At 49.3% G+C, this 25,948-nt stretch carries 28 protein-coding genes; 20 read left to right on the top strand and 8 right to left on the bottom strand.

Going from position 1 to position 25,948, the window contains the following annotated elements:
• The first annotated feature begins 5 nt into the window (after positions 1–5).
• The 10 genes from xerD to CRO03_RS12315 all read left to right on the top strand — a co-directional run bounded on the left by xerD (position 6) and on the right by CRO03_RS12315 (position 9,108).
• A complete protein-coding gene (gene xerD, locus CRO03_RS12360) occupies positions 6–935 on the top strand; it encodes a site-specific tyrosine recombinase XerD (protein ID WP_097111931.1) in 930 nt (309 codons plus the stop codon).
• A 31-nt stretch (positions 936–966) separates the two neighbouring features.
• Positions 967–1,701: a bifunctional protein-disulfide isomerase/oxidoreductase DsbC gene (gene dsbC, locus CRO03_RS12355; RefSeq protein WP_097111930.1), complete on the top strand. Its 735-nt coding sequence runs from the start codon at positions 967–969 to the stop codon at positions 1,699–1,701.
• Between the two features lie 85 nt (positions 1,702–1,786).
• Positions 1,787–3,517, top strand: coding sequence for a single-stranded-DNA-specific exonuclease RecJ (recJ, locus tag CRO03_RS12350; RefSeq protein WP_097111929.1), 1,731 nt, complete (start codon positions 1,787–1,789; stop codon positions 3,515–3,517).
• Positions 3,518–3,651: 134 nt separating this feature from the next.
• Positions 3,652–4,750 (top strand): peptide chain release factor 2 gene (gene prfB / locus CRO03_RS12345; RefSeq protein WP_097111928.1). Its coding sequence is split into 2 segments (ribosomal slippage): positions 3,652–3,726 and positions 3,728–4,750, totalling 1,098 coding nucleotides; the frame shifts between segments, so codons are not numbered across the junction.
• Between the two features lie 40 nt (positions 4,751–4,790).
• Positions 4,791–6,311, top strand: coding sequence for a lysine--tRNA ligase (lysS, locus tag CRO03_RS12340; RefSeq protein ID WP_097111927.1), 1,521 nt, complete (start codon positions 4,791–4,793; stop codon positions 6,309–6,311).
• Between the two features lie 284 nt (positions 6,312–6,595).
• Entirely contained in the window at positions 6,596–6,925 is a 330-nt protein-coding gene (locus CRO03_RS12335; protein WP_097111926.1) for a DUF883 family protein, read from the top strand.
• A gap of 2 nt (positions 6,926–6,927) precedes the next feature.
• Positions 6,928–7,398 carry a hypothetical protein gene (locus CRO03_RS12330; RefSeq protein ID WP_097111925.1) on the top strand — a complete coding sequence of 157 codons (471 nt, stop codon included), beginning with the start codon at positions 6,928–6,930 and terminating at the stop codon, positions 7,396–7,398.
• Positions 7,376–7,627, top strand: coding sequence for a hypothetical protein (locus CRO03_RS12325; protein WP_097111924.1), 252 nt, complete (start codon positions 7,376–7,378; stop codon positions 7,625–7,627). The genes CRO03_RS12330 and CRO03_RS12325 overlap by 23 nt, the downstream gene beginning before the upstream one ends.
• A 24-nt stretch (positions 7,628–7,651) precedes the next feature.
• Positions 7,652–8,737, top strand: coding sequence for an AI-2E family transporter (locus CRO03_RS12320; RefSeq protein ID WP_170949009.1), 1,086 nt, complete (start codon positions 7,652–7,654; stop codon positions 8,735–8,737).
• A gap of 194 nt (positions 8,738–8,931) precedes the next feature.
• The gene (locus CRO03_RS12315; RefSeq protein WP_097111922.1) at positions 8,932–9,108 is read left to right on the top strand and encodes a DUF1328 family protein; all 177 of its coding nucleotides are present in this window, start codon (positions 8,932–8,934) and stop codon (positions 9,106–9,108) included.
• An 88-nt stretch (positions 9,109–9,196) separates the two neighbouring features.
• Here the strand turns inward: CRO03_RS12315 and CRO03_RS12310 are convergent, their stop codons facing one another.
• Positions 9,197–10,543, bottom strand: coding sequence for a sigma-54 interaction domain-containing protein (locus CRO03_RS12310; RefSeq protein WP_097111921.1), 1,347 nt, complete (start codon positions 10,541–10,543; stop codon positions 9,197–9,199).
• Between the two features lie 192 nt (positions 10,544–10,735).
• On the opposite strand from CRO03_RS12310, the gene CRO03_RS12305 reads away from it, so the two are divergent.
• Positions 10,736–11,191 (top strand): hypothetical protein, encoded by a 456-nt coding sequence (locus CRO03_RS12305; protein WP_097111920.1) that lies wholly within the window; start codon positions 10,736–10,738, stop codon positions 11,189–11,191.
• A 158-nt stretch (positions 11,192–11,349) separates the two neighbouring features.
• Entirely contained in the window at positions 11,350–11,916 is a 567-nt protein-coding gene (locus CRO03_RS12300; RefSeq protein ID WP_097111919.1) for a BON domain-containing protein, read from the top strand.
• Positions 11,917–12,081: 165 nt separating this feature from the next.
• Here CRO03_RS12300 and CRO03_RS12295 read toward each other — a convergent pair whose 3' ends face one another.
• Positions 12,082–13,263, bottom strand: a complete 1,182-nt coding sequence (locus CRO03_RS12295) for an MbnH family di-heme enzyme (RefSeq protein ID WP_245861639.1) — start codon at positions 13,261–13,263, stop codon at positions 12,082–12,084.
• Positions 13,238–14,017 (bottom strand): MbnP family copper-binding protein, encoded by a 780-nt coding sequence (locus CRO03_RS12290; RefSeq protein ID WP_212682413.1) that lies wholly within the window; start codon positions 14,015–14,017, stop codon positions 13,238–13,240. Before CRO03_RS12290 ends, CRO03_RS12295 begins: the two co-directional genes overlap by 26 nt.
• Before the next feature lie 123 nt (positions 14,018–14,140).
• Here CRO03_RS12290 and CRO03_RS12285 point away from each other — a divergent pair, with 123 nt between their 5' ends.
• Positions 14,141–16,879 carry a choice-of-anchor B family protein gene (locus tag CRO03_RS12285; RefSeq protein WP_097111917.1) on the top strand — a complete coding sequence of 913 codons (2,739 nt, stop codon included), beginning with the start codon at positions 14,141–14,143 and terminating at the stop codon, positions 16,877–16,879.
• Here the strand turns inward: CRO03_RS12285 and CRO03_RS12280 are convergent.
• On the bottom strand, positions 16,876–17,214 hold the full coding sequence (locus CRO03_RS12280) for an MGMT family protein (protein WP_097111916.1): 339 nt from the start codon (positions 17,212–17,214) through the stop codon (positions 16,876–16,878). The two genes, CRO03_RS12285 and CRO03_RS12280, sit on opposite strands and share 4 nt — an antisense overlap.
• Before the next feature lie 227 nt (positions 17,215–17,441).
• Between CRO03_RS12280 and CRO03_RS12275 the strand changes: the two genes are divergently transcribed.
• The 4 genes from CRO03_RS12275 to CRO03_RS12260 are packed head-to-tail and all read left to right on the top strand — an operon-like array spanning position 17,442 to position 20,626.
• Positions 17,442–17,822 carry a GntR family transcriptional regulator gene (locus CRO03_RS12275; RefSeq protein ID WP_212682412.1) on the top strand — a complete coding sequence of 127 codons (381 nt, stop codon included), beginning with the start codon at positions 17,442–17,444 and terminating at the stop codon, positions 17,820–17,822.
• Between the two features lie 27 nt (positions 17,823–17,849).
• Entirely contained in the window at positions 17,850–18,728 is an 879-nt protein-coding gene (locus tag CRO03_RS12270; RefSeq protein ID WP_212682411.1) for an ABC transporter ATP-binding protein, read from the top strand.
• 11 nt (positions 18,729–18,739) lie between these two features.
• Entirely contained in the window at positions 18,740–19,426 is a 687-nt protein-coding gene (locus tag CRO03_RS12265; RefSeq protein WP_097111915.1) for an ABC-2 transporter permease, read from the top strand.
• 54 nt (positions 19,427–19,480) lie between these two features.
• The gene (locus CRO03_RS12260) at positions 19,481–20,626 is read left to right on the top strand and encodes an acyltransferase family protein (RefSeq protein WP_097111914.1); all 1,146 of its coding nucleotides are present in this window, start codon (positions 19,481–19,483) and stop codon (positions 20,624–20,626) included.
• Positions 20,627–20,703: 77 nt separating this feature from the next.
• Here the strand turns inward: CRO03_RS12260 and CRO03_RS12255 are convergent, their stop codons facing one another.
• Positions 20,704–21,117 (bottom strand): YccF domain-containing protein, encoded by a 414-nt coding sequence (locus CRO03_RS12255; protein ID WP_097111913.1) that lies wholly within the window; start codon positions 21,115–21,117, stop codon positions 20,704–20,706.
• Between the two features lie 263 nt (positions 21,118–21,380).
• On the opposite strand from CRO03_RS12255, the gene CRO03_RS12250 reads away from it, so the two are divergent.
• Positions 21,381–21,749, top strand: coding sequence for a PadR family transcriptional regulator (locus CRO03_RS12250; RefSeq protein ID WP_097111912.1), 369 nt, complete (start codon positions 21,381–21,383; stop codon positions 21,747–21,749).
• Positions 21,749–22,705: an HAAS signaling domain-containing protein gene (locus CRO03_RS12245; protein ID WP_097111911.1), complete on the top strand. Its 957-nt coding sequence runs from the start codon at positions 21,749–21,751 to the stop codon at positions 22,703–22,705. The genes CRO03_RS12250 and CRO03_RS12245 overlap by 1 nt, the downstream gene beginning before the upstream one ends.
• A gap of 80 nt (positions 22,706–22,785) precedes the next feature.
• Here CRO03_RS12245 and CRO03_RS12240 read toward each other — a convergent pair whose 3' ends face one another.
• Together CRO03_RS12240 and CRO03_RS12235 are read right to left on the bottom strand one after the other, a co-directional pair.
• Positions 22,786–23,007 carry a hypothetical protein gene (locus CRO03_RS12240; RefSeq protein ID WP_097111910.1) on the bottom strand — a complete coding sequence of 74 codons (222 nt, stop codon included), beginning with the start codon at positions 23,005–23,007 and terminating at the stop codon, positions 22,786–22,788.
• 226 nt (positions 23,008–23,233) lie between these two features.
• Positions 23,234–23,446 (bottom strand): hypothetical protein, encoded by a 213-nt coding sequence (locus CRO03_RS12235; protein ID WP_097111909.1) that lies wholly within the window; start codon positions 23,444–23,446, stop codon positions 23,234–23,236.
• Between the two features lie 189 nt (positions 23,447–23,635).
• Here CRO03_RS12235 and tadA point away from each other — a divergent pair, with 189 nt between their 5' ends.
• Positions 23,636–24,163 carry a tRNA adenosine(34) deaminase TadA gene (tadA, locus tag CRO03_RS12230; protein WP_097111908.1) on the top strand — a complete coding sequence of 176 codons (528 nt, stop codon included), beginning with the start codon at positions 23,636–23,638 and terminating at the stop codon, positions 24,161–24,163.
• A 239-nt stretch (positions 24,164–24,402) separates the two neighbouring features.
• Here tadA and mltF read toward each other — a convergent pair whose 3' ends face one another.
• The gene (gene mltF, locus CRO03_RS12220; protein WP_097111906.1) at positions 24,403–25,872 is read right to left on the bottom strand and encodes a membrane-bound lytic murein transglycosylase MltF; all 1,470 of its coding nucleotides are present in this window, start codon (positions 25,870–25,872) and stop codon (positions 24,403–24,405) included.
• Between the last annotated feature and the right edge of the window lie 76 nt (positions 25,873–25,948).

Below are 25,948 nucleotides of genomic sequence, written 5' to 3'. Positions count from 1 at the left end.
CCAACATGACTGCTGACCACTACGACGCTCATTTTGCCACGGTTTTTGCTGCCGACGCTGAACTGATTAGCCAGTTTTTAGATCAGCTTTGGCTGGAAAAAGACGTTAGCCCGCATACCCTCAGTGCCTATGGTAGCGATTTAACCCTGTTTGCCCGTTTTCTGGCCACTGAGCAGCAGCAATTATTGAACGCCGATAGCCAGTTGATTAACCAGTTTCTGGCTAAGCGCTATCAGCAGCAAGTCAGCCCCCGCAGCAGTTCGCGCATGTTAAGCAGTTTACGCCGCTTTTACCGGCATTATCATAAAACCGGCCGTTGTGCCACCAACCCGGTAACCGAGCTGGTAAACCCGAAAATCGGCCGTAGTTTGCCTAAAACCCTATCTGAGCAGGATGTAGAAGCGCTGCTGCAGGCGCCTGATTGCAATGAGCTGATCCAGTTCCGGGACAAAGCGATGCTGGAACTGCTGTATGCCTGTGGCTTGCGGGTAACTGAGCTGATTAGCCTGACCCTGCAGCAAGTGAGTATTAACCAGGGCGTGCTTAGAGTGCTGGGTAAAGGCAGTAAAGAGCGACTGGTACCAATGGGGGAAGATGCCCAGGATTGGCTCAGCCGTTATTTGCGTCAGGCCCGGGCAGATATTGTTAAAGGGGACAGTAATTTAGTGTTTGCCAGTAGCCGCGGCAGCCAGATGACCCGGCAAACCTTCTGGCACCGGATTAAGTTTTATGCGAAAGTAGCGGGCATTCAGGCCGAGCTGTCGCCGCACACCCTGCGTCATGCGTTTGCCACTCATTTACTGAACCATGGCGCTGATTTGCGGGTAGTACAAATGTTGCTGGGACACAGTGATTTATCAACAACCCAAATTTATACCCATGTAGCTCAGGCACGTTTGCAACGGCTGCATCAACAACATCATCCGCGTGGCTAATGATTATCAGCTACGCCAATTAGGAAAGTGTATGAAAAACTGGTTATCAGGCGCCCTTACTCTGGGCATTTTAAGCTTTAGTGTTGGTTTTAGTTCCGCTGTGATGGCGCAGCAACAAGGCGACGCGCCAGAGCTGTCAGAAATTTCACAAAGCCTGGCACCGCTTGGTTTGCAGGTCAATGCCGTTGCCAACAGTCCAATGCCCGGTTTATTGCAGGTTTTTACCCAGCGCGGTTTATTTTTCACCAGCACTGATGGCCGGTTTTTTATTGAAGGCAATATTTACGATTTACAGCAGCAAGAGCTGGTCAATGATGTGCAGATGCGCAACTATGTCAGTGAGCAACTGCCTGGGGTAGCCGACAGCTATATTGAATACAAGGCTAAAGACGAAAAGCATATTGTGTACGCTTTTACCGACCCGACCTGTGGCTATTGTCAGAAATTGCATAGTGAAATGAAAGACTACAATAATGCCGGCGTAACAATCCGTTATCTGGCGTTTCCACGGGGTGGCTTAAACAGTAAAACTGCCCTGGAAATGCAGCACCTGTGGTGTTCACGTAATCAGCAAAAAGCGATGGACCTGGCCAAAGACGGCAAACGCAACCCACCGACCATGTGCGACAACCCGGTTAAACAGCACTATGAACTGGGTCAGTCATTTGGCATTAATGGTACGCCAGCGCTAATCCTGGCAAGTGGCCGGATTATTCCTGGTTACCAACCTGTTGCAGGCTTGCTGCAGCAGTTAGAGGCAAAATAATATTGCTGCTTTTGTCATTGCTTCAGCGTAAAACTAAAACAAACGACGTTATATTTAAAATAGAACCATAAAGCAGGTATCAGGTGTGCAGTTAAAACAAATCAGCCGGCGCGAGCCGGTATCCGGTGAGGTTATCGCGCAGAACCTGCATCCGGTGCTGCGCCGGTTATATCAGAATCGCGGGATTAGCAGTAGCTCAGAGCTTGAGCGGGGCGCAGCCGGCTTACTTCCCTTCAGTGCGTTGAAAGGTATTGATGCGGCGGTGCAACTGTTAACCAATGCCTTGCAACAACAGCAACATATCGTGATTGTCGGTGATTTTGATGCCGACGGCGCAACCAGTACTGCCGTGCTGATGGCCGGCTTAAAAGCCTTTGGTTTTAAATACCTGGAATATATGGTGCCTAACCGGTTTGAGTACGGTTATGGCCTTACACCGGAACTGGCTGAATTAGTGGTGGCGCAGGGCGCTGAACTGATTATTACCGTCGATAACGGTATTTCGGCGGTAGAAGGGGTGGCGCTGGCAAAAAAAGCCGGAGTAAAGGTGTTGGTTACCGATCATCACCTTGCTGGTAATACTCTGCCTAATGCCGATGCTATCGTTAACCCGAACCAACCCGGTTGTACTTTCCCCAGTAAAGCGCTGGCCGGGGTAGGGGTAGCGTTTTATCTGTTAATGGCCTTACGGGCAGGCTTACGCGCAAATAAGTACTTTACTGACAAAGGCCTGAACGAGCCCAATATTGCTGAACTGCTTGATCTGGTTGCGCTGGGTACCGTAGCTGATGTGGTGCCGCTGGATACCAATAACCGAATTCTGGTGCATCAGGGGTTAATGCGGATTCGCAATGGCAAATGCCGGCCCGGTATTCAGGCATTAATTGATGTTGCCAATCGCCGCGCTGAAAAACTGACCGCCAGCGACTTTGGCTTCTCGCTGGCACCCAGGTTAAATGCAGCCGGCCGGCTGGACGATATGGCGCTTGGCATAAGCTGTCTGCTGGCACCTGAGCTGGGTTTAGCCCGTCAGTATGCGGCCGAGCTGGATGCGCTGAATGTTGAGCGACGGGCGATAGAGCAAAGTATGCAGCTGGAAGCCCAGGCGTTTTTAAGCAAGCTGTCGTTTGATGGTAGCAGCCTGCCCGAATGTCTGTGTTTGTATCGCAATGATTGGCATCAGGGTGTTATTGGTATTTTAGCCGGCCGGATAAAAGAGCAGTTTCACCGGCCGACTATCGTGTTTGCCGAGGGTGACAACGGCGAGCTGAAAGGCTCGGCTCGTTCTATTCCCGGTTTACATATCCGCGACTTGCTGGAAGAAATTGCCAGTCAGTATCCCGGGCTGATTAAGAAATTTGGCGGCCATGCCATGGCGGCGGGGTTAACCATTGCCGCTGAGCGGCTGGAGACTTTTCAGCTGGCGCTGAGCCTGACCGCTAAAAAGCATTTAACTGCCGAGCAACTGACAGCGGTGATATACAGCGATGGTGAGTTGGAAGCTGATTGTTTTGATATTGGTTTTGCTCAATTGCTGCAAAACGCCGGTCCCTGGGGCCAGGCATTTCCAGAGCCGGTATTTGATGGCGAATTCAGCTTAATCAGCCAGAAGATGCTGGCAGAGCGTCACCTGAAATTGATGTTGCAGGGACCAAATGGCCTGTTAGTGGATGCTATCTGGTTTAATGCCGATAATAAAACCTGGCCTGATGTTAACGTCAAAAAAGTCCGGCTGGCCTATCAGCTGGATATTAATGAATACCGCGAGCAGCAAAATCTGCAACTTATTGTTCGCTATATGACAGCACTAAGTTAACTCTGCCGGTTTTGCTACCAGGCAAGGCCGGCAAGCTGCTTAAGAAAAACATCAATAGATGGCTGCACTGCCAGCCATATCTTTGCTATAATCCGCAACAATTTTTTCGACCGTTTTAAGGCCTGAGATAATCCATGTTTGAAGTGAATCCGGTGAACAATAGCATTAAAGATCTGACTGAGCGCACTAACGTGCTTCGGGGGTATCTTTGACTATGATGGCAGAAAAGAGCGCTTAGAAGAAGTTTCGCGCGAACTGGAAGACTCCGCCGTCTGGAATAACCCGGAAAAAGCCCAGGCACTGGGCAAAGAGCGTTCAGCGCTGGAGCAGGTGGTGGGGACCATCGACCGGCTGGATCAGGGGCTGGAAGATGTGGCTGGCCTGGTCGAACTGGCGGTAGAAGCGGAAGACGAAGAAACCTTCGAAGAAGCAAAAACAGAATTAGCCGGGCTGGAACAACAGCTGGCCTTGCTGGAGTTCCGGCGGATGTTCTCTGGTAAAAATGATCAGAACGACTGCTATCTGGATATCCAGGCGGGCTCAGGCGGTACTGAAGCGCAGGACTGGGCTAGCATGCTGATGCGTATGTACCTACGCTGGGGTGAAGACAAAGGCTTTAAGCCGGAACTGTATGAAGTCACCGATGGTGATGTCGCCGGTATTAAGGGCTGTACTATTAAGTTTTCCGGCGATTACGCCTATGGTTGGTTACGTACCGAAACCGGCGTGCACCGTTTAGTGCGCAAAAGCCCGTTTGACTCAGGTAACCGTCGCCATACCTCTTTTGCCTCGGTATTTGTGGCGCCGGAAATTGACGACGATATTGAAATCGACATTAACCCGGCAGATTTACGTATCGATACATATCGGGCGTCGGGTGCCGGTGGTCAGCACGTTAACCGGACCGACTCTGCGGTACGAATTACCCACTTACCGACCAATATAGTAGTACAGTGCCAGAACGATCGCTCACAGCACAAAAACCGTGACAATGCTTACAAGCAATTGCGTGCCAAGCTGTATGAGTTTGAGCTGCAAAAGCAGAATGCCGAAAAGCAGGCGCTGGAAGATACCAAATCGGACATCGGCTGGGGCAGTCAAATCCGCTCTTATGTGTTGGACGATTCACGGATTAAAGATTTACGCACCGGTATTGAAACTCGCAATACCCAGGCGGTACTGGACGGCAATCTCGACAAATTTATTGAAGCCAGCTTAAAAGCCGGTTTGTAAGTTAAATAACGCTAATACTCACTTGACTCAGGAATCAAAAATGGCTGAACAGCAGAACCCACATGACGAAATTCAGGACGTTAACAAGCTGATTGCTGAGCGAAAACATAAATTAGCCGGGCTGCGCGCCGACGGCTTTATGTTCCCGAACGATTTTCGTCGTGACAGTATCTCTTCTGAGCTGATAGCCAAATACGATCACTTAACCAAGGAAGAGTTGGAAGCGCAGAAGATTACCGTAAGTTTAGGCGGCCGCATTATGACCCGCCGGATTATGGGCAAAGCCAGCTTTACTACCATTGCTGACATGGGCGGGAAAATTCAGCTGTATGTCGCCCGCGACAGCCTGGCTGAAGGCGTATACAACGAGCAATTTAAAAAGTGGGATTTAGGCGATATTATCGGTGCTACCGGCCACTTATTTAAAACCCAGACTGGCGAGTTAACGGTATGGCTTAGCGATATCCGCTTGCTTACTAAAGCGCTGCGGCCCCTGCCTGATAAATTCCACGGTCTATCCGACAACGAAGCGCGTTACCGCCAGCGTTACCTGGATTTAATTTCCAACGAGCAGTCGCGCCATACTTTTCTGGTGCGCAGCAAAACCGTGGCTTATATCCGGCGCTTTTTTAATGATCACGGCTTTTTAGAAGTGGAAACGCCAATGCTGCAGGCTATTCCGGGTGGCGCCTCAGCCCGGCCGTTTGAAACTCACCATAATGCACTGGATATGCAGATGTTTTTGCGTATTGCGCCTGAGTTGTACTTAAAGCGGTTAGTGGTAGGTGGTTTTGAGAAGGTGTTTGAGCTGAACCGTAACTTTCGCAATGAAGGCGTATCGACCCGGCATAACCCGGAGTTCACCATGCTGGAGTTTTACTGGGCCTATGCCGACTACAATGACCTGATGGATTTAACGGAAAAACTGTTCCGTGGTCTGGCACTTGACGTGCTGGGCAGCACTGAAGTGCCTTATCAGGGCGAAGTGTTCGACTTCGGCAAGCCATTTGCCCGGATGTCAGTGACCGAGTCTATTCTTCATTACAACCCAACCGTGACCAAAGAACAGTTGGCCACGCGCGAAGCGGTGGCAGAGCTGGCAAAAAGCCTGAAAATTGAAGTTAAAGCCAACTATGGCCATGGCCGGATTTTAATGGAAGTGTTTGATGAGCTGGTCGAAACCAAGCTGCGCCACCCGACCTTTATTACCGAATACCCGGCAGAAGTTTCACCGCTGGCCCGGCGCAATGACCATAACCCGGAAATCACCGACCGCTTTGAGTTTTTCATTGGTGGCCGTGAACTCGGCAATGGCTTTAGCGAGTTAAATGATGCTGAAGATCAGGCCGAGCGTTTTCGTGAGCAGGTCGCACAAAAAGATGCCGGTGACGATGAAGCAATGTTTTACGATGAAGACTTTGTTACTGCACTGGAACATGGCTTGCCACCAACCGCAGGTCAGGGTATTGGCATTGACCGGTTAGTGATGCTGTTAGCTGACGCAGCCTCTATCCGCGATGTTATTCTGTTTCCTCATATGCGTTTACAGCACGATAAGTAACTCTTTTCAGACGATAAAAGCCAGACTTCAGTCTGGCTTTTTATTTAACTGATGCCTGTAATGTTTACTGTTATCAGGTAACTTCTACACTATACTGAACTGGTGTTCACAGTCTCTGCACTATGCCTTTACTATAAGCTTATGTTTATATTGGCTTAATTTTTTATTTTTGTTCTGGCACAAGCTTTGCAGCATACCTGGGTAACAATTATTGATACAGCTGTGCCTGAAGCAAAGTGCTCTAGTACAGCGAGTGTCTTCGTTAAACAAGCAGGAGGTTTACAATGGCTACAACTCAAGGTCGTACTGCAACAGCAGGCAATTCAACCAGTAATGCGGCGATTAACTCGCCTGTAACAGAAAAAGCATCGGAAGCCGCTCACCACGCGGTGGATGCAATGGCGGAAAAAGCGGCAACGGCCGAAGATTCTTTACGTAAAACCGCTGCCAGCTCAAAAGCGACCATCGATCAGAAACAGGAAGAGCTGAAAATGCAGATGCAAAGCTCATACGAGCGTAGCAAACAGTTTGCCCATGAGAATCCGTTAGCGGCTGCTGGTATTGCCTTTGCCGCAGGTATGTTGGTTAGCGCCCTGCTACGCCGCGGCAATTAATTATGGCTGAATCTCGGGACACGGAGCCGCAACAAGCGGCCTCTGAGCCATTGCCAGAAAAAGTAATGGCTCAGTTAACTGAGATAGCTGCCTTACTCAGCCTGACTGCCGAGCAGTACAAGCAGCAAACGCAAATTACCAAGCAAACAGCCAGCGCCGAAATGGCGTTATCACGCCGTAGTTTAATGCTGGCGGCGGGTTTGCTGGTAGCCCTTGGTGCAGGAGTAGTAATGTTGTGGGGTTCGGTACTGGTGTTTGCTGGCTATCTGTTGTATCAGGGAACAGCGTCAGTGCCGTTGACTGCACTACTACTATTCGTTGTGCAGGTAGCTATGTTGTATTGGTGTTTGCGGAACATGCGGTATTCTCTGAAACAGGTTGGCTTCAGTAATACTATGGCACAGGTTAAAGGCATACTTAGGTTCACTGCTGAACCTACAGGAGGCAATAGTGCTAATCGATCTGCTGATTAAAAAAGATAAATTGAAACTCCAGCATTGCACGGAACAGTTTCAGCATCACCAGCAATTACGACATGCGTTCTTATTTTTGTCGGGTCAGCGTTGTAAGCAGTTTTTAGGGTCGGCTCCGGGCCTGACTCTGAGCTTTAGTGCCGGTATGCTGATGCAACTGCGGCATAACGCAGTTGTTAAAACGATGCGTGGTCTTGGAGCGCTTCAGTGGCTGCGACGTTTAGTATAGGGTGGTTTCTCTGGAGCTTTGCCATTGAATGAGGCGCCGTTACCTGCCAGGCCAAGTCGTTTAAATGCGGAACTGGCGTTAAAGATACTGGCAGTGCTGGCTGTTATCTATACATTTTACTTTTGCCGCAGTTTATTGCTGCCTATTATTCTGGCAGCCTTTATCGCGCTGTTTGCCAGCCCTGCCGTCAGATTTTTAGCTCGTTTGAAATTTCCTAAGCCTTTGGCTTCATTATTAATCCTTACTCTGATCGTAATGGGTGTCGGCTATGGTATCAGTCTGCTCTACAGTCCGGCATCGGCCTGGTTGGAAAGGTTGCCACTGTTAAGTAGTAAACTTGCACTGCAGGTAGATGATATGGCGGGTTCACTTGACTCGTTGAAATCTTCAATGTTACCAGACAATGAAGATGACAAAAGTCCGTTCGACTCAGCATTAGGCTCTGGCTTCCTGCCTTTGATATCGATGCTGGCACAAACGACAGCTATGATGCTGTTTCAACTGGCGACAGTAATCATTCTCACCTACTTATTTCTGGTATTTGGCGGCACGTTGCTGCGAAATATTGTTCGTGGCGCATCAACATTGCATGAAAAGAAAAACCTGGTGAAAATGTATCAGACTATAGAGCACGATATTAGCCGCTATGTGCTGGTAATTGCAGTGATTAACACCATGCTGGGCGTCGCAACATTTGCTGTGCTGAGTATGTTAGGTGTGGCCGATCCGCTGTTATGGGGGGTGTTAGCTACGGTGTTAAATTTTGCCCCTTATCTCGGGCCTTTTATACTAACCGTATTACTGACTGCAGTGGGTTTTGTCGAGTTTCAAAGTCCCGGCCAGGCGTTGTTAGTTCCCACAGCCTTTTTGATATTAAACGTTATAGAGTCGCAGCTGGTGACGCCGATGGCGTTAGGTAAGCGTTTTAATATGAACCCGCTGTTGGTAGTTATCTGGATGTTTGTCTGGGGCTGGATTTGGGGAGCCGTGGGGGTGCTAATCGCGATTCCTTTGCTGGTATGTCTGAAAATTATTGCCTCGCATTTTGAATTATTACCTTACTGGAGAATATTACTCAGCGCAGACAGTGAAGCGCAGCATAATAAATAATTGTCAGGAAAAAGTTACCTGACGGTAAGTAATTATTTCTAACTTTTCATAATACCTTTCGCTCTTGCTCATTTGTAATCGCTATAAATCTTTAAAATCAATGACTTGTTTTTTTATGCGTTGTTGGCACGCCATTCGCATTAAGTAAAGGGAATATTTCAGGCAAAGTGCGAATCATGCACTAAGGAGCAAAGATGTTAGGATGGGCATTAACCTTTTTAGTTATCGCGTTAATTGCAGGCGTACTGGGTTTTGGCGGTGTCGCCGGGGCTGCAGCAGGTATTGCTAAAATTATTTTCTTTATTTTTATTGTGTTGCTGGTTATATCACTATTGGCAGGTGCATTAAGAGGCCGAACGCCTAAGATGTAGTACTAGCTCTAACAGAAAAAAAGCCACTGCAGTACTGCAGTGGCTTTTTTGTTTTTTTATTACGACTAGTGAAGTCTGAACCGCAATATCACCGCTCGAGCTGGTATTTTTCCAGTTTGTTATACAAGGTTTTCACGCTAACGCCCAGTTGCTGAGCAGTGTCGGTTTTATTGCCGCCATTTTTGGCCAGAGTGCGTAATATTGCTGCTTTTTCTAGTTCATCTAAGCGCACCCCGGTTGGGATAGCATCTGCTACCGAGTCATCATTGGCATCAATATGTGGTTCATCCAGCAATAAATGTTCTGGTTCAATAGTGTTGTCAGCCAGAATATAGGCCCGTTCAACCGCATGTTTTAATTCCCTGACATTGCCAGGCCAGCTATGAGTGGCAATCAGGGTTTGCGCTTCTGCTGAAAACTGTTTGCTTTGTTGTTCCTGCACGTTGCGGTAAGCCAGAAAATGTTGAGCAAGGCCAATAATATCTTCATCCCGATCACGCAGTGATGGCACAGCAACAGGGAATTGAGCCAACCGGAAATAGAGATCTTCCCGCAGCATGTCTTCGGCGATAGCGTGCATCGGATCACGGTTAGTTGCGGCGGCTATCCGTACGTTGGCGGTAAAGGTTTTATCACTGCCAACCGGCCGGTATTCACCATTTTCCAGCACCCGCAACAATTTTACCTGTTGCTCAATTGGCATTTCAGTAATTTCGTCCAGAAACAGGGTGCCGCCTTCTGCCTGGGCAAATACACCCTGATGATCACGATGGGCACCGGTAAATGCCCCTTTAATATGACCAAACAACTCACTGTCAATCAGCTCGGGGCTGAGTGCACCACAGTTAATAGCAACAAAAGGTTTATCGGCCCGTAAACTGGCCAGGTGCAGCGTGTTGGCAACCAGTTCTTTGCCGGCACCACTTTCACCGACAATCAACACGTTAGCTTCAGTAATCGCAACTTTTCGGATGGTTCGGTACAGTTTCAGCATCGGTTTAGAAGACCCGACCAGCATGCCAAATTGATCAAGTTCACTGGACGTGGCTTTAACCTGTTTGCGTTCAGTGCTGAGTTGCTGATAGAAATCCTGCAGGGTGTCAATAACTGAGCCGAAATCGAGTGGCGCCCGGAAATGGTAGCCAGCCCCGCGTCGCATTAAGGTATCAAGCAGTTCATTTGGCGTGCCGCTACTGATAAAAATAAAATCAATTTCGGTTAAAATTTTACTTACCAGCAGACGCTGATAATCATCATTGTCGCATTCGTCAGACTCTATAACAGCCAGATCGCATTCTTGTTGCTGAAGTTGCTCAGACCAGGCTGAACTATCGCTGCTTTTAATAATAACAAACTGTCTTACTGCCGGTGATTGCAATAACTTTTCAGCGAGTTCCGGGTCACGCAGATGAATAAATAACCTGGGTTTGCTCATGGCGTCACTCCCTGTAGTGGTGCACTACTCTAATCCAGCAATGTAAAATTAACAATGGCCATCAGTAAAATTTACTGAAATATACTTTGAAGTGAAATGCAGTGTAATAATATCATTTGAAATCATAAGTTTAAACTTGGTATATGAATTGAATATGAACTAATGGGAATTGATGTTTAAGGAGGCGGAATTGTGCTGGCATATGACCCAAAAACAGTAAAGCACAGTACAGGTGATCAGGCCATTTTGAGCTTGGTGCTGGCAGTAAGTGAACAGGCCCGGTTGTTCTATCAACGCACGGCGCCTTTAGTAAGCGACACGAACATTCGTCGTTATTTTATTGAGTTGGAATTATTGCATCAGCAGGCAGCAACATTTACTGCTGCTGACAATGTTAAAGTTACTACTGACCAGAATGTCAATGCAATCTGCCAATGGTACCGCAGCTATTCTGCTGAGCCTGGTAATGAAAAGCAAAGCTGGCTGGCGGAATTGCCACAACAACTTCGCTGGCAACTAGATACTTTTAAGCGGTTGAACCGCGGTCTGACTCAGGCTGGCAATGCCAAAGCACTGGCGAACTTAACGGCGGGTCTGCAAATTGTGACTGATCAACTTTGCCCGTTGCTGTTAAACAGTAAAATATGAAATATTTACCGGTAAGCTGGTTAAAAATACAATCAAAAAATTAACACTAAATGAATGAGAAAGTTACGTATTTTGATAAAACAATAACTTAGAGGTTTCCTGGAAGTTGGCATTAAACTGGCAATGGTATTTATGTCTCACAACAAAGGAGTGAATATATGAAACGTACTACTTTAGCAGTAATGATGACCGTAGCGCTGGCAGGTACGTCAGTTGCAGCAAACGCTAATGATTGGAAAGATGGTGCCAAAGACGCATGGATAGATGGTAAAGCTGAAACAACTTTATTGTTAAACGGCAACCTTAATTCTTTTGACATCAACACTGATGTTAAAAACGGTAAAGTAACATTAACCGGTAAGGTGGACAGAGAAGTTGATAAAGCGCTTGCTGCCGAATTGGTTGAAAATCTGGATGGTGTTTCATCTGTCGACAATAAGCTAACGGTATCAAATGAAAAGCATATGCGGAATAAGAAAGACCACGACGATGACGGTAGTGGTTTAACCGATGCAAAAGTAGCGACGGTTGTTAAAACCCGCTTATTGTTTGAGTCTGAAACCAGTGGTACCGGTATTGATGTTGAAGTCGAAAACGGTGTGGTAATGCTTAAAGGCGAAGTTGATTCAGATGCTGAGAAAGATTTGGCAGAAGCTATCGCCAAAAAGACCAATGATGTAAAACGCGTTGACAATCAACTGACTGTAGCGAAGAAAAACTACTAAGCTGATACCGGGAATGCAAAGAGCATTCTGAATACATCACATTTAACAAAACGGCCTGATAACAGGCCGTTTTTTTTGGTTACAAATTGCTGATCAATATAAGGCCCCGGCGCTGGCACTTCTGGCGGCAGATAGCACAGCTGTCACCAAAAGAGAATAAGGTATTTATGGAGAAGTCGGCCAGGGGTTACTGTGATCCCGATTGGCAATGAACTGCGAGTCAGTCAGACTGTGCAAAAATGCCAGTACGGCGGCGCGTTCGCTGATGGTAAGTGCAAAGCCAGTGACAAACTGACTTTTGGCGGGATGGTGTCTGCCATCACCCGCATCATGGCCGTCAGTGATCTGCCGGCCACCGGCAGCATAGAAATCGATTACCTGCTCCAGCGTAGCCAGGCTGCCATCATGCATGTAAGGTGCGGTCAGCGCGATATTACGTAAAGTAGGCGCCCGAAAGCGACCATCGTCTGCCGGGTTCATGGTTATCTCTGCCAGGCCACGGTCATGTTGCGGGTAGCCCGCTGTGTGGTCATCGTCGGACTGGGTAAAGTACAGGCCGGTATTGTGAAAGGGCCGTAAATCCAGAGGTTGCTTACTGTGGCTGGTAGCCTGAGTGAAATTAAAACCACCATGGCAGTGATGGCACTCCAGCCGTTCAGAAAAAAATAAATTCATTCCTTCGATTTGCAGCGGGTTGAGCGCAGCATCATCGTTATAGTAGGCATAGCGGTCAAAGTCAGACTGAAACGACAGTAAACTTCTGACAAAGCTGGCCAGCGCCAGCACGACGTGCTGCATGTCGGGTTTCGTCTCGCCAAAAGCCTGCTGAAACAATTGTGGATAAGGCGCCCGCGTTAAACGTTGCAATACCTCGGCTTCTTTACCGCTGATGCCAAGTTCAACCGGGTTATCACTGAACATGGGGATCAGAAGCTGTTGTTCAATATCAGTCAGGCCATCGTGGGCCCAGGTCAGGGTATTGTTATAAGCGACATTCACCAACGCCAGAGCATTGCGCCGATGCTGCTGGCCGGTGCTGCCGACCGACTGTGTCCGGGGCTCAGCAAAAGCAAATTGTTGCTGATGACAACTGGCACAACTTTGCTTGCCGTTAACTGATAACTGAGTGTCATAGAATAAATAACGCCCTAATTCTACTTTGGTTGCCGTCATCGGGTTTTCAGTGGGCACCTGTGGCAGCGGCATATCGGGCGGCAACGGCCATTGCCATTGACCGGCAGGCTCAGCGGGTTTACTGCAGCTGCCAAGTATAACGATACCGAGCAAAATACTTATGGCCATCACGACCCGGCAAGGCATATTAGTGTGCATTGGGAGTGTGTTCATCAGGGCTAACCATACGCCACAAATTTGGCTGAGCTAAATTACCAAATAGCATCTGACAACTGGCTTGCTGGCCGTCAGACATGCAGCTGTTGTCAGCTAACAGCGCAACTTTATCCAGTAACATTGCCAGTTCCAACTGCAGGCGCTGGCCGCGCTGGTAATCCAGCGTTACCTTAACCGTATTTGCCGCCCGGCATGGTTGGGTGGGCGGCCGAAGTACACTGGATGACTGACAACCGGTAGAGCCCAGATGAAATGCCCAGCCATGTTCAGGGCCTTGCAAATCAAGACGCAGGAACTTGTAACCAAGCTGCCAGCTCCAGAACAGCTCACTATGATTAAGCGGGGCGTTGGCCGTAAGCGGGTTCTGATGATTAACAGTAAAGGGTAAGCCAAGCGTAAAGCTTAACTGGCCTTCAGGTATCGGTTTGGCAAAGTGTAATTGCCAGTTGCTGTTGCCCTGACAATCAGTGCCGAGTAAGGCCAGCCGCGGTTGCTGCCATTGGTTGGTTGTCAGTGCCAGCGGTTGTTGGTTCAGGCTGAAATCGCTTAAATAAAATCGCAGGTGCTGCAGCTGCCAATGCTGCTCAGCAACAGTGATAAATTGCTGACAACTGGCTGGCTGCTGATACCCGCTAAGCTGCACCGCAAGTTGGCTTGCACTGCTTGACCTGGTATCAGGCTGGCAGCCGCCAAGCATACTAAGGCAGGACACCAGCAAACTGTTAAAAACTATCTTTGAAACTGAATTCATAATCGGGTTGTATTTAGTAAAGCTGCGGTTAACAATACTCTAAACTAAAGTGAAAATCGAATATGACTGCGCCGGCATGTTGTCATTAAATATGTCAGGAGCTGCACTACACAGGCACTGTTTATGAACACTTGTTACTTTTGGCAAATTAAGACAGCAGGTAAGTTAACGACCATGGCATTAATTTGCATTAGCTGGCTTAGTGCCGATGTGCAGGCCCATGCCGAACACGATAAAGCACGCTTTGTCGCCGAGTCCGGCCGCGATAATGGCCGATGTGCCGATGTGTTGCGGCCGTGCCGGACCATAGGTTATGCCTTAACTCAGGCCGGCAAAGGCGATAAGGTGCTGGTGGCATCGGGCCAGTATCAACTTGCTACGGCTGACGATGCCGTGTTGTTGTTAAGCGAAATTGTGCCGGTACTGGGTGGCTACAACCGATTTGATCATTTTCTACAACAAGCGCCACAGCTGAATAAGACGGTGCTAACCGGTGTGCCTGCCGAGTTTGTCGAGCGGCTGCACCAACGTGGTTTTCAGATTATTAATGACGGCCCCGGCCGCTTTGGTACTGAAATCAGCCAGCAACTGGCGGCGCATAGTGCGCTGCAACACAGCCAGCAAGGTGCCGACTGTGTTGCCGGTGAGGCTGGAGTATATCGCTGCGAAAATATCGATTTGGTCGCCCATCTGGCGCTGGCCGACTTTAGCTCCACGCCCTCTTCAGCCAACGATATCTGGGGCCATACTGATCTCAATACGGGTATTGAGTATGGCTTAGTTGGCCTGAACAATGGTACTGCAGTGATAAGCCTGGTCGATCCGGCTAACCCGCTAGAAGTGGGGACCATAGCGGGCAGCAATACCACCTGGCGTGATATTAAAGTGCTGCAGTTTTTCGATGATAGCCTCGGCCGCTGGCAGGCTTATGCATATGTGTCGTCGGAGGCAAATAACGGTATTCAGATAATCGATTTAAATGACTTGCCAAGCAGCGTGCGACTGGCGGCCACTGACCGCTCGGCCAACTCCGCGCATAACTTGTATATCAGCAATGTTGATTACACGACCAATACGGCGTTAACCGGCCAGCAACCGGCGCTGCACCTTGCCGGCCAGCCTGAGCAGGGCGGGGCAGTGGCCAGTTACAGCCTGGCGGATCCGTTGCAGTTAAACGCCAACTGGCTGCAAACAGGTGCCAGTCGCAGCAATTACAGCCATGATGTCGCCTCTATGCTGGTCACTGACCAACGAGCCAGCAATCAGTGTGACCGGTCAGAGTGTCAGGTGTTATTTGATTTTAATGAGCAGAATATCAAGCTGTGGGATATCAGTGGCGCCAGCAATCTGGAGTTGGCCGACTTTACCTATAGCCTGGCCAGCTATGTTCATTCAGGGTGGTGGACTGAAGATCAGCAATATTTACTGGTGCATGATGAACTGGACGAAACGAATCATGGCCTGAACACCACGGTGCGGGTGTTTGAATTAACCGATTTAACGGCGCCGGTATTAGCAGCCACGTATACCGGGCCTACCAAAGCGATTGATCATAACGGCTTTATCCGCGGTAATCGCTACTATATGTCGAATTATCAACGTGGATTAACCATCCTCGATATCACCAACCCGGCAGCGCCGGTGCAGGCTGGTTTTTTTGATACCTTTCCGGCATCTGACAGTGCTGCGTTTAATGGCCTGTGGGGGGTATATCCGTATTTACCGTCGGGATTTATTCTGGGTAGCGATATCAATAGTGGGTTTTATGTCTTTCGGGATAACACCGTTAATACTGAGGCCGGGGCGTTGTCATTCAGCCAGCACGAACTGCGGGTGAGTCCTGGCGACGTCGCAGAGCTACAGGTAGTGCGTGCAGGCGGCAGTGCTGCAGTCAGTGTCGGCTATGAAATTCTGGCCGGCCGGGCTGAACCAGAGCTGGATTACCAGGTAAGTTCCGGCCGGTTAAACTGGGCGGCTGGCGATAACAGCAATAAAACGCTCAGTATCAGCACGCTTGACCGCGGTCTGGACGCCGAACGTGAGCTGTTTGTCCGGTTATTTGACCCGGCAAACGGCGCCAGTTTGAACAGCCCGTCTTATCTGCGGCTGCGTTTTGGCGAGGACCCACCCCGCGCTGGTTTGGTAAGTCTGGTAGAGTCTGCAGTCTCTGTGGTAGAAGCCGATACCTCTGTTAATGTTACCGTGCGCCGGCTGGGTGGCAGTGACGGTGCTATCCGGGCGGGGTACCAGCTGCAAAGCGGCACGGCTGCCGTGGGTGAGGACATTGTGGCAGCCAGTGGCGAGCTAAGCTGGCAAGACGGTGATAGCAGCGAGCGGCTAATTGTGCTGCAAATTATTGACGATGAACTGCTGGAGGAAGATGAAACCGCCATATTAAGGCTATCCGGTATTGCTGGCAGTGAGTTAGGCGAGATAACCGAACTTACCCTGGCAATTCTGGACAACGACTCGAATACTCCACCCACCGTCAGTATTGGCGAAAACCGCCAGGTCAATGCAGGGCAAAGTGTCACCTTAACGGCAGTGGCAACGGATCCGGAAGGCGACTCTATCAGCTACCAATGGCAACAGCAAAGCGGTCCCAGCGTTAGTCTGCAAAGTGCAGCCAGTAGCACGGTCAGCTTTATTGCGCCAGCCAGTGCCAGCCAGTTAGTACTAAGTGTTACCGCTACTGATGGCAGAGGGGCAGCTGCCAGTGCCAGTATTACCATAACGGTGGTGGCCAGCCCACCACCACCACCACCGGCCGCAGTAGCAGAATCCTCTGGTGGCAGCATGCCGGTAAGTTGGCTTCTGTTGGGTTGTGGACTATTGTGCTGGCGCAGAGCGGCAAAACGCTAATACTGCAATTTAAACAATAACTCCGCCAGCTCGGGTTGCCACAAGTCAGCTTTGGCTACCCGATTCTGGCGCAGCATGACACCTTCTGCCAGTAGCAACTGGCGTTGCTCCAGTGCCGTCGCGCTACCTGGTGCAAACGCCAGGCTGCGGTCGCTGCGCAGTACCCGGTACCAGGGCACAGCCAGTTCTGGCGGTGCGTAGCCCAAGGCTTTACCAACTAAACGGGCGCGGCCGGGCAGGCCGGCCAAATCAGCAATCTGGCCATAACTGGCCACCTTGCCGCTGGGGATTAGTAATACCGTTTGCCAGATCCGCTGGTAATTGTCTGCTGCCATTATGAGTTCCTATCCTGCTTTGAGCCTTTCCTTGCTTCTAAAATCATACGCTTAATATTGTTGATACTCATTTAATAATCAGGTGTTTAGCCTTTGGATAGCAATATAGCAAAAGTTTAGCAGGGGTTTAATTCTCAGGTTTTTTAATTTTTAACTTGCACTGTGTATATCTGTATATATACTGTGCATATCAAATATACACGGTTGGTGTGCATGCGGGATCTTCTATGACGGATGGCTTGTTTCTGTCGGCAACAGACAAAAAGCCAATGTATGAACAAATTGTCGAGCAAATTACCAGCAAAGTGTTGCTGGGCGATTGGCCGGCTGATATGCCATTGCCATCTATTCGCGAACTGGCGGCACAGACTCAGGTAAGTGTGATCACTGTAAAACGTGCCTATGCTGAGCTGGAGCTCGCAGGCGTGATTGTAACCCAGCCCGGTCGCGGCTCGTTTGTGTCGGCGCATCCGGATTTGCAGCAGCAGCTAAAGCAACAGCAGCTGGCGCAACAGTTAGATCAGCTGGTGGAATTAGCCCGGCAACTGCAACTGACAGACAAACAACTGTTGGCACAGTTGCAACAGAAACTGGGTTTGCAGCGTTAGCTCGCGGCGACTAAGAGGATAACAGCAATGCAGCAATATGCTTTTGACATGCGCAACATCAGTATCAGGTATCCGCATTTTGCAATGGAAAACCTCAACTTGTCCTTAGCCAAAGGTCAGGTGCTGGGACTGGTAGGGGTAAATGGCGCCGGAAAATCTACTACCATCCGCATTTTAATGGGGCTGGTGAAGGCTGATGCCGGTCAGGTCGACGTGCTGGGTTATCAATTGCCGGCACAGCAGGTAAAGGCCAAATACGATATTGGTTTTGCCTCGGATGATATGCGTTTGTATAAAAATCAGACGTTGCAGTGGCATATGGATTTTATTCACAGTATTTTTCCGAATTTTGACCACGCCTATGCCAAGGACTTATTGCAGCGCTTTGAGCTGATTGCTGATCAGAAAATGAAAGGCCTGTCACATGGCCAGAGAGTCAAAGCCTGTTTATTACTGGTGCTGGCCAGACGGCCGAAGTTACTGGTGCTGGATGAGCCTACTACCGGGCTGGATCCGGTTGCCCGTGACGAGGTAATTACTGAGCTGGCTGATATTTTACGTGATGAGGAACGCAGCGTGTTGTTCTCATCGCACAACACCCATGACATCGAAAAACTGTCTGACCAAATTGCCTTTTTAGATAAAGGCAAACTCTTGGCGCTGCAGGATAAAGAAAGCTTCGTGCAAAGTTGGGGGCGCTTTCGCTGTCAGTTGCAACCGCAGGCGCAGGACAGCGTGCCGGGCGCGGTCAGTATCCGGCGCAGCGGTCAGTTGGCCGAGGTGATCACCGATCAATGCAGTAGCGAGTTTGCGGTCGCGCTGCAGCAGGCCGGGTTTAAGGTGATCGAGCAACATCGGATGTCGCTTGAGGAAATTTTTGTCGCCAATGTCAAACGTAACAGATAGGAGCAGGCAAGATGCTTAATGCGCTGAATAACACCCTGATGATTAAACTTTTGATCGTCAAAGACTGGCAATTGATGAAAAAATCGTTAGCGGCTTATATGGTCGGTGGCGTGGTGATTATTGGCATGATGGGCATGGCAACGCCGCTGATGTTTAATAGTGGCGCCATTATGATGATCACGCTGATGATTGTTATTGGTTCCCGCTCGGCTGTTGAGCTGGTAGTGAACGAGAAGAAAGACCAAACCTTAGCTTTTATGATGAGTTTGCCGGTTACCTCACAGGATTATGCACTGGCCAAGCTTGGCGCTAATCTGGCGTTGTATCTGGTGCCATGGCTGCTGTTGGTATTCGGTATGCTACTGGTGATTGTCAGCACTCCAGTGACTAACGGCGTTATCCCGCTGGTGGTGTTGGTAAGCCTGTTTATTCTGCTGTCTTACTGCTGCTATCTGGCCACGGCGCTGCTGACCTATTCAGAAGGTTACACCATAACTGTAATGATCATTACCAACCTGCTACTGAATGGCTTTATTTTGTGGATTATCCGGATGCCGGCAGTCCATCAAACGCTGGAAGCGCCAACTGCCAGCTGGAATAGCACAACGCTTGGTTTGCTGGCCGTTGGTACCGTTTTAGTTGTTTGTGTGCTCTTGCTAACTGCCTACTTTCAAAAGCGGAAAACCAGCTTTTTATAACCCCAGATTTTTATAAAACCAGCCTGGCAACTGTTGCCAGAAGGAGCCAGCGCTATGTCGGATGGTATGGGATCCGCACGCCTGTTTTACCTGGATAATCTGCGAGCGTTGGCGATGCTGGCCGGGGTGTTTTTTCACGCGGCCCTGGCGTACAGCCCTATGGCACAGCCGTTCTGGCCCAGTGCCGATGTACTTAATCATCCGCTGTTTGATGTCTTTGCCTGGGCCAGTCATCTGTTTCGGATGCCGCTGTTTTTTCTGCTGGCGGGCTTTTTTGCCGCCATGTTACTGCACAAATATGGTGATGGTGGGTTTTGGCAAAACCGGCTGCGCCGCGTCGGCTTACCCTTGTTGCTGTTTTTACCGCTGCTGACGCTGGCTGTTGGTGCTGTAATGCAGTTTGGCCTGGCGCATGTGCAGCAGCAACCACCGTTTTTGGCTTTTATCCAGTCGATGCTGAATCAGGCCGAGCCGCCGGCAATGCCACTGAGCACCATGCACTTATGGTTTTTATATCATTTATTGTTTTTGTATCTGCTGACCTGGTGTGGCCGGATTCTGCTAAACCGTCAGCTAGCGCACTGGGTTAGCGAACGCAAGCCCTATCAGTTAGTGCTGCTGTTAGTCCTGGCCTGTGTGCCAGCGTTGTACAGCGTGTCGGTGCCATTTCAGGCGCCGGAGTGGATTTTTCCGGCCTTGTGGGCATTGTGGTTTTATGGCGTTTTTTTCAGCCTGGGCTATGCCTGTTTCGTGCTACCGACGTTGCTGGCCCGCTTTGATCCGCAGCGGCATTATTATTTGCTGCTGGGCGCTGTCAGCTATGCATTTTACTATACGTTACTGCCCGCGACTTTATTGCCACAAAGCCAGCCGCAAGGCTTGCTGAAACTGGCTGTCACCTTGTTTGAAAGCAGTACTGCTGTGTTATGGACGCTGTGCACAGTGTTGTATGCCAGACGCTGGCTGGACTGGAATAGCAGCTGGTTGGCGTATATGTCAAAGGTCAGCTTTTGGGTGTATATCGTGCATTTGCCACTGCTGTTTTTTATCCAATTTCTATTGATTGATTTGCCGCTGGCGGTGTGGGCCAAATTTATCCTCAGCAGTGGCGCTACCCTGGCTATCAGCCTGCTCGGGTTCCATAGTCTGGTCGCACCGACCTGGCTGGCAAGCATCCTGGCTGGAAACCAAACACGCTAGAACTTACCGGCACAGGTATCATTCTGCGCCACACTATTGGCTGATATGATTGGTTGATATGCAAACATTTTGATTGTTCAGATGGCACTGCGGGCCACCACGGTCTTGCCAATCGGCGCCAGGCTTAGCATCGCCAGTTTTAAATGCTGAATCCCAAATGGTATGCCGATGATGCTGATAAAACAGACTATAGCATGGCCTAAATGGCCCAGCGCCAGCCAGAAGCCGAACAATAAAAACCAGATAATATTACCCAGAGTGCCCAAAGTACCGGTGCCAATATCATCATAACGGTTAATGTAACGCCGGTTTACCGCGTCCTGGCCAAAGGGCCAGAACGCCATTTCGCCAATCACAAAACAACTGCGGCCAAACGGAATGCCGACAATACTGATAAAGCACAGCAAGCCCACCAGCCACCACAGCAAACCCATCACAAAGCCACCCAGCACAAACCACAGGATATTAAATATTATTCTGAATACACTCATCTGCTGCTCTTTCCATGTTGAAAAATATTATTATGCAAAGCAATAAGCAGAAAATAGGCCAATATTATTGTAAATTAAATCAATCTATTACGTCTGGGTGGTCAGTGTTCAGATCGCAAAGATGCCAAGTTTTAGCAAAACTCACTATTCAGCACTTGCTTTTATACTGTGTGGCGCCTAGTATAATTACTATGTGGTGCACAGTATGCGTCGCACAGTATAGTTCGCTCAGTGCACTTCGCTTGGTAAAAGAAGGATAGCTTATGACAACGGCTCAATTAGACAAAATGCGGCTGGAGTTGCGGCGCGGCGTATTAGTGCTGGCAGTACTTGCCGCTTTGCGCGAGCGCCACTATGGCTACTCGCTGCGCCGGCACTTGCAGGACGCGGGCATTGATATTGACGAAGGTACCTTGTACCCGCTGGTGCGACGCCTGGCCGAGCAGGGGTTGCTGGACAGCGAATGGCAACAGGGTGAGGGGCGGGAGCGGCGCTATTACCTGTTATCTGAGCTGGGTGCAGAATTGCTGCAGCAACTTACCCACGAATGGACCACCTTAAACAATGCGCTGGGGCCACTGTTGCAGCCAGAGCAGACAATGTCAGCTAAGCAAGCAGAGGAGCAAGGCTAATGGAATTAGTTAAACGTTATGTCGCCGCAGTGCAGCGCGAACTACCTGAACAAAAACGCCAGGAAATAGGCCGTGAGCTGCAGGCAAATATTATGGACCAGCTCGATGCTCTGGCTGAACAACAGGGCACCGCACTTTCTGAGCAGCAGGTGGCTGATGTATTGAAAAAAATGGGCCCGCCGCAACATGTAGCCCGTCAGTTCTCTCCGATCCAGCCACTTATCCCGGCACACCTGATGCCGCTGTATAAATATACGATGTATATGGTGCTGGGGGTATTGTTCGTGCTGCAGATAGTATTTATGACCAGCCACTGGTTAACCGGCAGCGATTTCGGACCAATCTCGTTCGTGCTGGGAATTGCCTCAGGCTTTATTGAAGATGCGATATTTGGTTTTACCGCTATTACCCTGGGGTTTGCCCTGATGCCGGCGAACACCCGGTCAGGCCAGCGTAAAAGTGCTAACCAGTGGCAACCAGCAGATCTGCCGCCTGTCGGCGCGGGCTGGCAGCATATCAGCTTAAGTGATGTTTTTACCGATTTAGCCACTTATACCTTTTTGTTGCTAATAATCTGGTTTCCGCTGTGGCAGCAATTGTTTGCCGGGGGCGAGCCGGTCAGTTCAGTATTCACTCAGCAGTCATTGCAGTTACTGATATGGTTTAGCCCTTTTATTGTGCTGGGCGTGCTGAGCAGTTTGTGGCAGTTGCAACGCCGACTCTGGAGTCGCCCAATGCTATCGCTTAACCTGATTGTGAATCTTGCTTTTGTGATTATCCTGGTGTTATTGGCAACTCTGGGGCCGGTATTGCAGCTTGATACTGCTAACTGGAGCGGATACTTCAGTCCGGAAGCCGTGCAACAAGCAGTAAAACGCGGCTTACTGATCACCAGTCTTATTCCTGGCTACGAGGTGATTCGCGATATACTACGCCTGCGCAAACTGAATAAGTAACCGCGCAAGTCAGTAAAAAAGTCCTGTCTGGCAAGTACCAGGCAGGGCCTTTTTGTAGCAGCGGTAGCTCTAACAGTTGCTTAGTACTGCTGTGGTTTACGTTTATCCCGCACCAGCCACCAGACCAGCCAGACAAAAATCAGCAGCGGTGCCAGGGTAACAAATGCAGTAAGACCAATAGCAAATACCGCGGCCACCAGGCCAATCAGAACAGCAAACACTGAGCCAATAATAGCCAGAATAGTTGGCAAACAGTAAATACCTAACGCGACAGCTATAATAATGACGATAGTTTTGTTCATGACATATTTCCTTTTTGATGTATTAGTTAAAAGGTATCAAGAGCTATGCCATATTTTAAAAGTGATTATTAACAGTGGTTTACTTGAATATATCAGACGCGGGCTCAAGCAGCTTCAATTTATTTTGGTGGTTTTAACCAAATAGTGGTGAAACTGATATTGCCGATAAGCCAATAAAAAAAGCTGCCAGGAACGGTGGCAGCTTTTAATAACAGCGAGACTGTCGTTACAGTTTGTTGATTTGATCTTTCAGCTGATAAGATTTGTCAGTAACAATGCTTTCCAGGGTGCTTACCCGCTCTTTCAGCCGCTGTAATTCAGCTTGCAATCCTTCCAACTCGCCTTTGCCGGCCTTGCTTTTGGTTTTCATATAAACTTCGTAGCCTGCATAGACAAAACCACCAACAATGGCGATAGCGGCAATTTCAAATGGTCCCATGATATTCTCCCTTTTTATTAGTGTCTGTTGAAAAGCAAGGCTGATGCCATTGTTTTAATTTTTATGTTAATCAATGCTTTGCATTATTGTCGCTGTTACGGCCGTGGTATGAAAGTCAAAAGTTTAGTCAATATCACCAGATAGTAGTGGTAAACTTGGCTGAGGTGTCTGAAAAAATTGTAAGAGTTTATGACCGATCATCAATGGATGGCTAAAGCGCTGCAACTGGCAGCCAAAGCAGAGGAAGCTGGCGAGGTGCCGGTTGGTGCGGTAATTGTTAAAGATAATCTGCTGATTGGCGAAGGTTACAACCAGATGATTAGCTTAAACGATCCTTCCGCTCATGCTGAAATGCAGGCTGTACGTCAGGCCGGGCAACAGTTGCAAAACTACCGTCTGACGGACTGCACCCTTTATGTCACGCTGGAACCGTGCAGTATGTGTGCTGGCATGTTAGTACACAGCAGGCTGGCCCGTCTGGTATTTGGTGCCAGCGACTATAAAACCGGGGCAGCCGGATCGGTAATGAATTTAGTGCAGCACCCGCAGCTTAATCACCAGCTTGAGGTAACCGGCGGCGTGCTGGCGGAAGAGTGTGCAGCCAGACTATCAGCTTTTTTTCAGCGGCGGCGCCAGGAAAAAAAAGCGGCAAAACTTGCTGCCGTTAAGGTTGAACCTGACTTGAAGGGTCCTGCAGACCCGGATGATCCTGCATAATGGTCTGATAATTACGCCGTCTGCGGTGTAATTTTAATAATTCGGTATTTCGTTTTACCCGGCGCCGGCTTGACGTAATGGCAAAGGCACTGAGTTGACGGCGCTTTAAAGCCGGTTTTTTTCGTTTTAGCATAATTTACCTGAGTTTTTTTCTGACACTACCAATGCAATGTTAATACGCGGATACTATAGGGCCAGCCAAGCAGGACAACAAGAGCTGGAGCAATAAAGTCAGCGAATCAGCGTTCAATTTCCTGCGGTGGTTCCGGTTGTGGCTCTGGTTGCGCTTCAGAGCCAGTCGCCGTAGTGTCGGGTACCAGCAGTTCAGTTAACCGTAAGCGTTGCTGCTCGAGCCGCTGTTCCGCCTGTTGCTTTTCATCAGTCCATACCAGCGTGTCGTAATAACGGCGGATATTCTCTACATAGGTGACGGCCTCATCGCCTCTGGCATAACCATAACGGGTATGCTGATAAACCGCTTTTTGCCGCAGCAGTGGCAAGCGCTGTTTTACTTCCAGCCATTTGTCCGGATCGGCGCCTTGTTGCTGAGTCAGGATACGCGCATCTTCAACATGGCCCCAACCGACATTATACGATGCCAGGGCAAACCAGAGCCGGTCAGGCATAGCAATACGCTCCGGGATCCGGCTGACCAGACGATGCAAATAACGGCTACCGCCTCTGATGCTTTGCTCCGGATCCAGCCTGCTACTAACACCCATTTGTTTAGCCGTTGGCAGGGTCAGCATCATCAGGCCCCGCACCCCGGTTGGGCTGCGGGCTTTAGGATCCCAGTGCGACTCCTGATATGACAATGCAGCCAACAAGCGCCAGTCGAGTTCACCGGCGTACTGCATAAACAGGCCTTGGTAATCGGGCAGGGTCTGGCTGATGGCATCAATATATTGCAGGGTGTCGACATAGTCGAACTGACTGACATGGCCAAAATAGCGGTCTTCCAGGGTGATCAGTTCACCACTTTGATAAATGTTGCCAAAAAACTCAATCAGCACCGTCAGCAGCGAGTCGTCATTATTATCTGCCAGCAACCAGGCAACCGGCAGATTATCGTTGACCGTAAAACCAATACTTAAATTGGGATAAAAGCGGCGGTTAATAGCCAGTTGGTTCGAGTCGGTAATGGTATAAGGGATTCTGCCATCAACCACCAGTTGCAGCACATCGTCGGCGTCGAGATCTTTTTGCTCCAGCCATTGCAGGTTAGGGTGGTCGTTGCTTAGCCTGTCCAGGGTCTGAGCATGGCTGCTGTCTTTTATTACGACTATTGGTTCGGTAATATCAGCAAGCGAACGCGGCCAGTCATTACCCTGCCGAAATACCAGTAACTCGCTAATCCAACGATAGGCCGGTGCGGCCCGGTACCGACTGAGCCGCTGGGGCGTAAGGGTTAGGCCACCGGCAATAAAATCAACCTGGCCGGTATCCAGTTTTTGTAATAGTTCATCCAGGTGATAGCTGGGAAATAGCTCTAGTTCAACATCTAACCGATGTGCCAGGGTCTGGGCCAGTTCGTATTCAAAGCCGGCTGGGCCGTCAACCCCAATAAAATAGCTGGTTGGGCCATGCAATAAGCCAACCCGCAAACTGTTGCGCTGATAAATTGTGTCAAGCTGTGATGTCTGTTCTGCCATCGGCGCACATGCGCTAAGCAGGCAAACTACCAGCCAGAAAAGCACCCTTAGTTGCATGCCGAACCTGAAATTTACTACCGTGACGCCTGTTATATCAAACTTAAGCGGGGCAGTCAGTTTTTTCACATACCAC

The sequence above is a fragment of the Arsukibacterium tuosuense genome, assembly GCF_900215315.1.
Classification (GTDB): domain Bacteria; phylum Pseudomonadota; class Gammaproteobacteria; order Enterobacterales; family Alteromonadaceae; genus Alishewanella; species Alishewanella tuosuense.
The sequence above is the reverse complement of the archived record's forward strand: the minus strand, read 5'-3'. Positions and strand labels throughout refer to the sequence as shown.

Bases quoted from the DNA above. Each gene is read 5' to 3' on its own strand.
- CRO03_RS12295 (WP_245861639.1), bottom strand. From the start codon at position 13,263: ATGAACACACTCCCAATGCACACTAATATGCCTTGCCGGGTCGTGATG.
- CRO03_RS12335 (WP_097111926.1), top strand. From the start codon at position 6,596: ATGGCTACAACTCAAGGTCGTACTGCAACAGCAGGCAATTCAACCAGT.
- CRO03_RS12245 (WP_097111911.1), top strand. From the start codon at position 21,749: ATGGAATTAGTTAAACGTTATGTCGCCGCAGTGCAGCGCGAACTACCT.
- CRO03_RS12280 (WP_097111916.1), bottom strand. From the start codon at position 17,214: ATGGCAGCAGACAATTACCAGCGGATCTGGCAAACGGTATTACTAATC.
- CRO03_RS12260 (WP_097111914.1), top strand. From the start codon at position 19,481: ATGTCGGATGGTATGGGATCCGCACGCCTGTTTTACCTGGATAATCTG.
- lysS (WP_097111927.1), top strand. From the start codon at position 4,791: ATGGCTGAACAGCAGAACCCACATGACGAAATTCAGGACGTTAACAAG.
- mltF (WP_097111906.1), bottom strand. From the start codon at position 25,872: ATGCAACTAAGGGTGCTTTTCTGGCTGGTAGTTTGCCTGCTTAGCGCA.
- CRO03_RS12330 (WP_097111925.1), top strand. From the start codon at position 6,928: ATGGCTGAATCTCGGGACACGGAGCCGCAACAAGCGGCCTCTGAGCCA.
- CRO03_RS12255 (WP_097111913.1), bottom strand. From the start codon at position 21,117: ATGAGTGTATTCAGAATAATATTTAATATCCTGTGGTTTGTGCTGGGT.
- CRO03_RS12285 (WP_097111917.1), top strand. From the start codon at position 14,141: ATGAACACTTGTTACTTTTGGCAAATTAAGACAGCAGGTAAGTTAACG.
- CRO03_RS12290 (WP_212682413.1), bottom strand. From the start codon at position 14,017: ATGAATTCAGTTTCAAAGATAGTTTTTAACAGTTTGCTGGTGTCCTGC.
- xerD (WP_097111931.1), top strand. From the start codon at position 6: ATGACTGCTGACCACTACGACGCTCATTTTGCCACGGTTTTTGCTGCC.
- CRO03_RS12235 (WP_097111909.1), bottom strand. From the start codon at position 23,446: ATGGGACCATTTGAAATTGCCGCTATCGCCATTGTTGGTGGTTTTGTC.
- CRO03_RS12265 (WP_097111915.1), top strand. From the start codon at position 18,740: ATGCTTAATGCGCTGAATAACACCCTGATGATTAAACTTTTGATCGTC.
- CRO03_RS12250 (WP_097111912.1), top strand. From the start codon at position 21,381: ATGACAACGGCTCAATTAGACAAAATGCGGCTGGAGTTGCGGCGCGGC.
- CRO03_RS12240 (WP_097111910.1), bottom strand. From the start codon at position 23,007: ATGAACAAAACTATCGTCATTATTATAGCTGTCGCGTTAGGTATTTAC.
- CRO03_RS12300 (WP_097111919.1), top strand. From the start codon at position 11,350: ATGAAACGTACTACTTTAGCAGTAATGATGACCGTAGCGCTGGCAGGT.
- dsbC (WP_097111930.1), top strand. From the start codon at position 967: ATGAAAAACTGGTTATCAGGCGCCCTTACTCTGGGCATTTTAAGCTTT.
- tadA (WP_097111908.1), top strand. From the start codon at position 23,636: ATGACCGATCATCAATGGATGGCTAAAGCGCTGCAACTGGCAGCCAAA.
- CRO03_RS12275 (WP_212682412.1), top strand. From the start codon at position 17,442: ATGACGGATGGCTTGTTTCTGTCGGCAACAGACAAAAAGCCAATGTAT.
- CRO03_RS12315 (WP_097111922.1), top strand. From the start codon at position 8,932: ATGTTAGGATGGGCATTAACCTTTTTAGTTATCGCGTTAATTGCAGGC.
- CRO03_RS12270 (WP_212682411.1), top strand. From the start codon at position 17,850: ATGCAGCAATATGCTTTTGACATGCGCAACATCAGTATCAGGTATCCG.
- CRO03_RS12310 (WP_097111921.1), bottom strand. From the start codon at position 10,543: ATGAGCAAACCCAGGTTATTTATTCATCTGCGTGACCCGGAACTCGCT.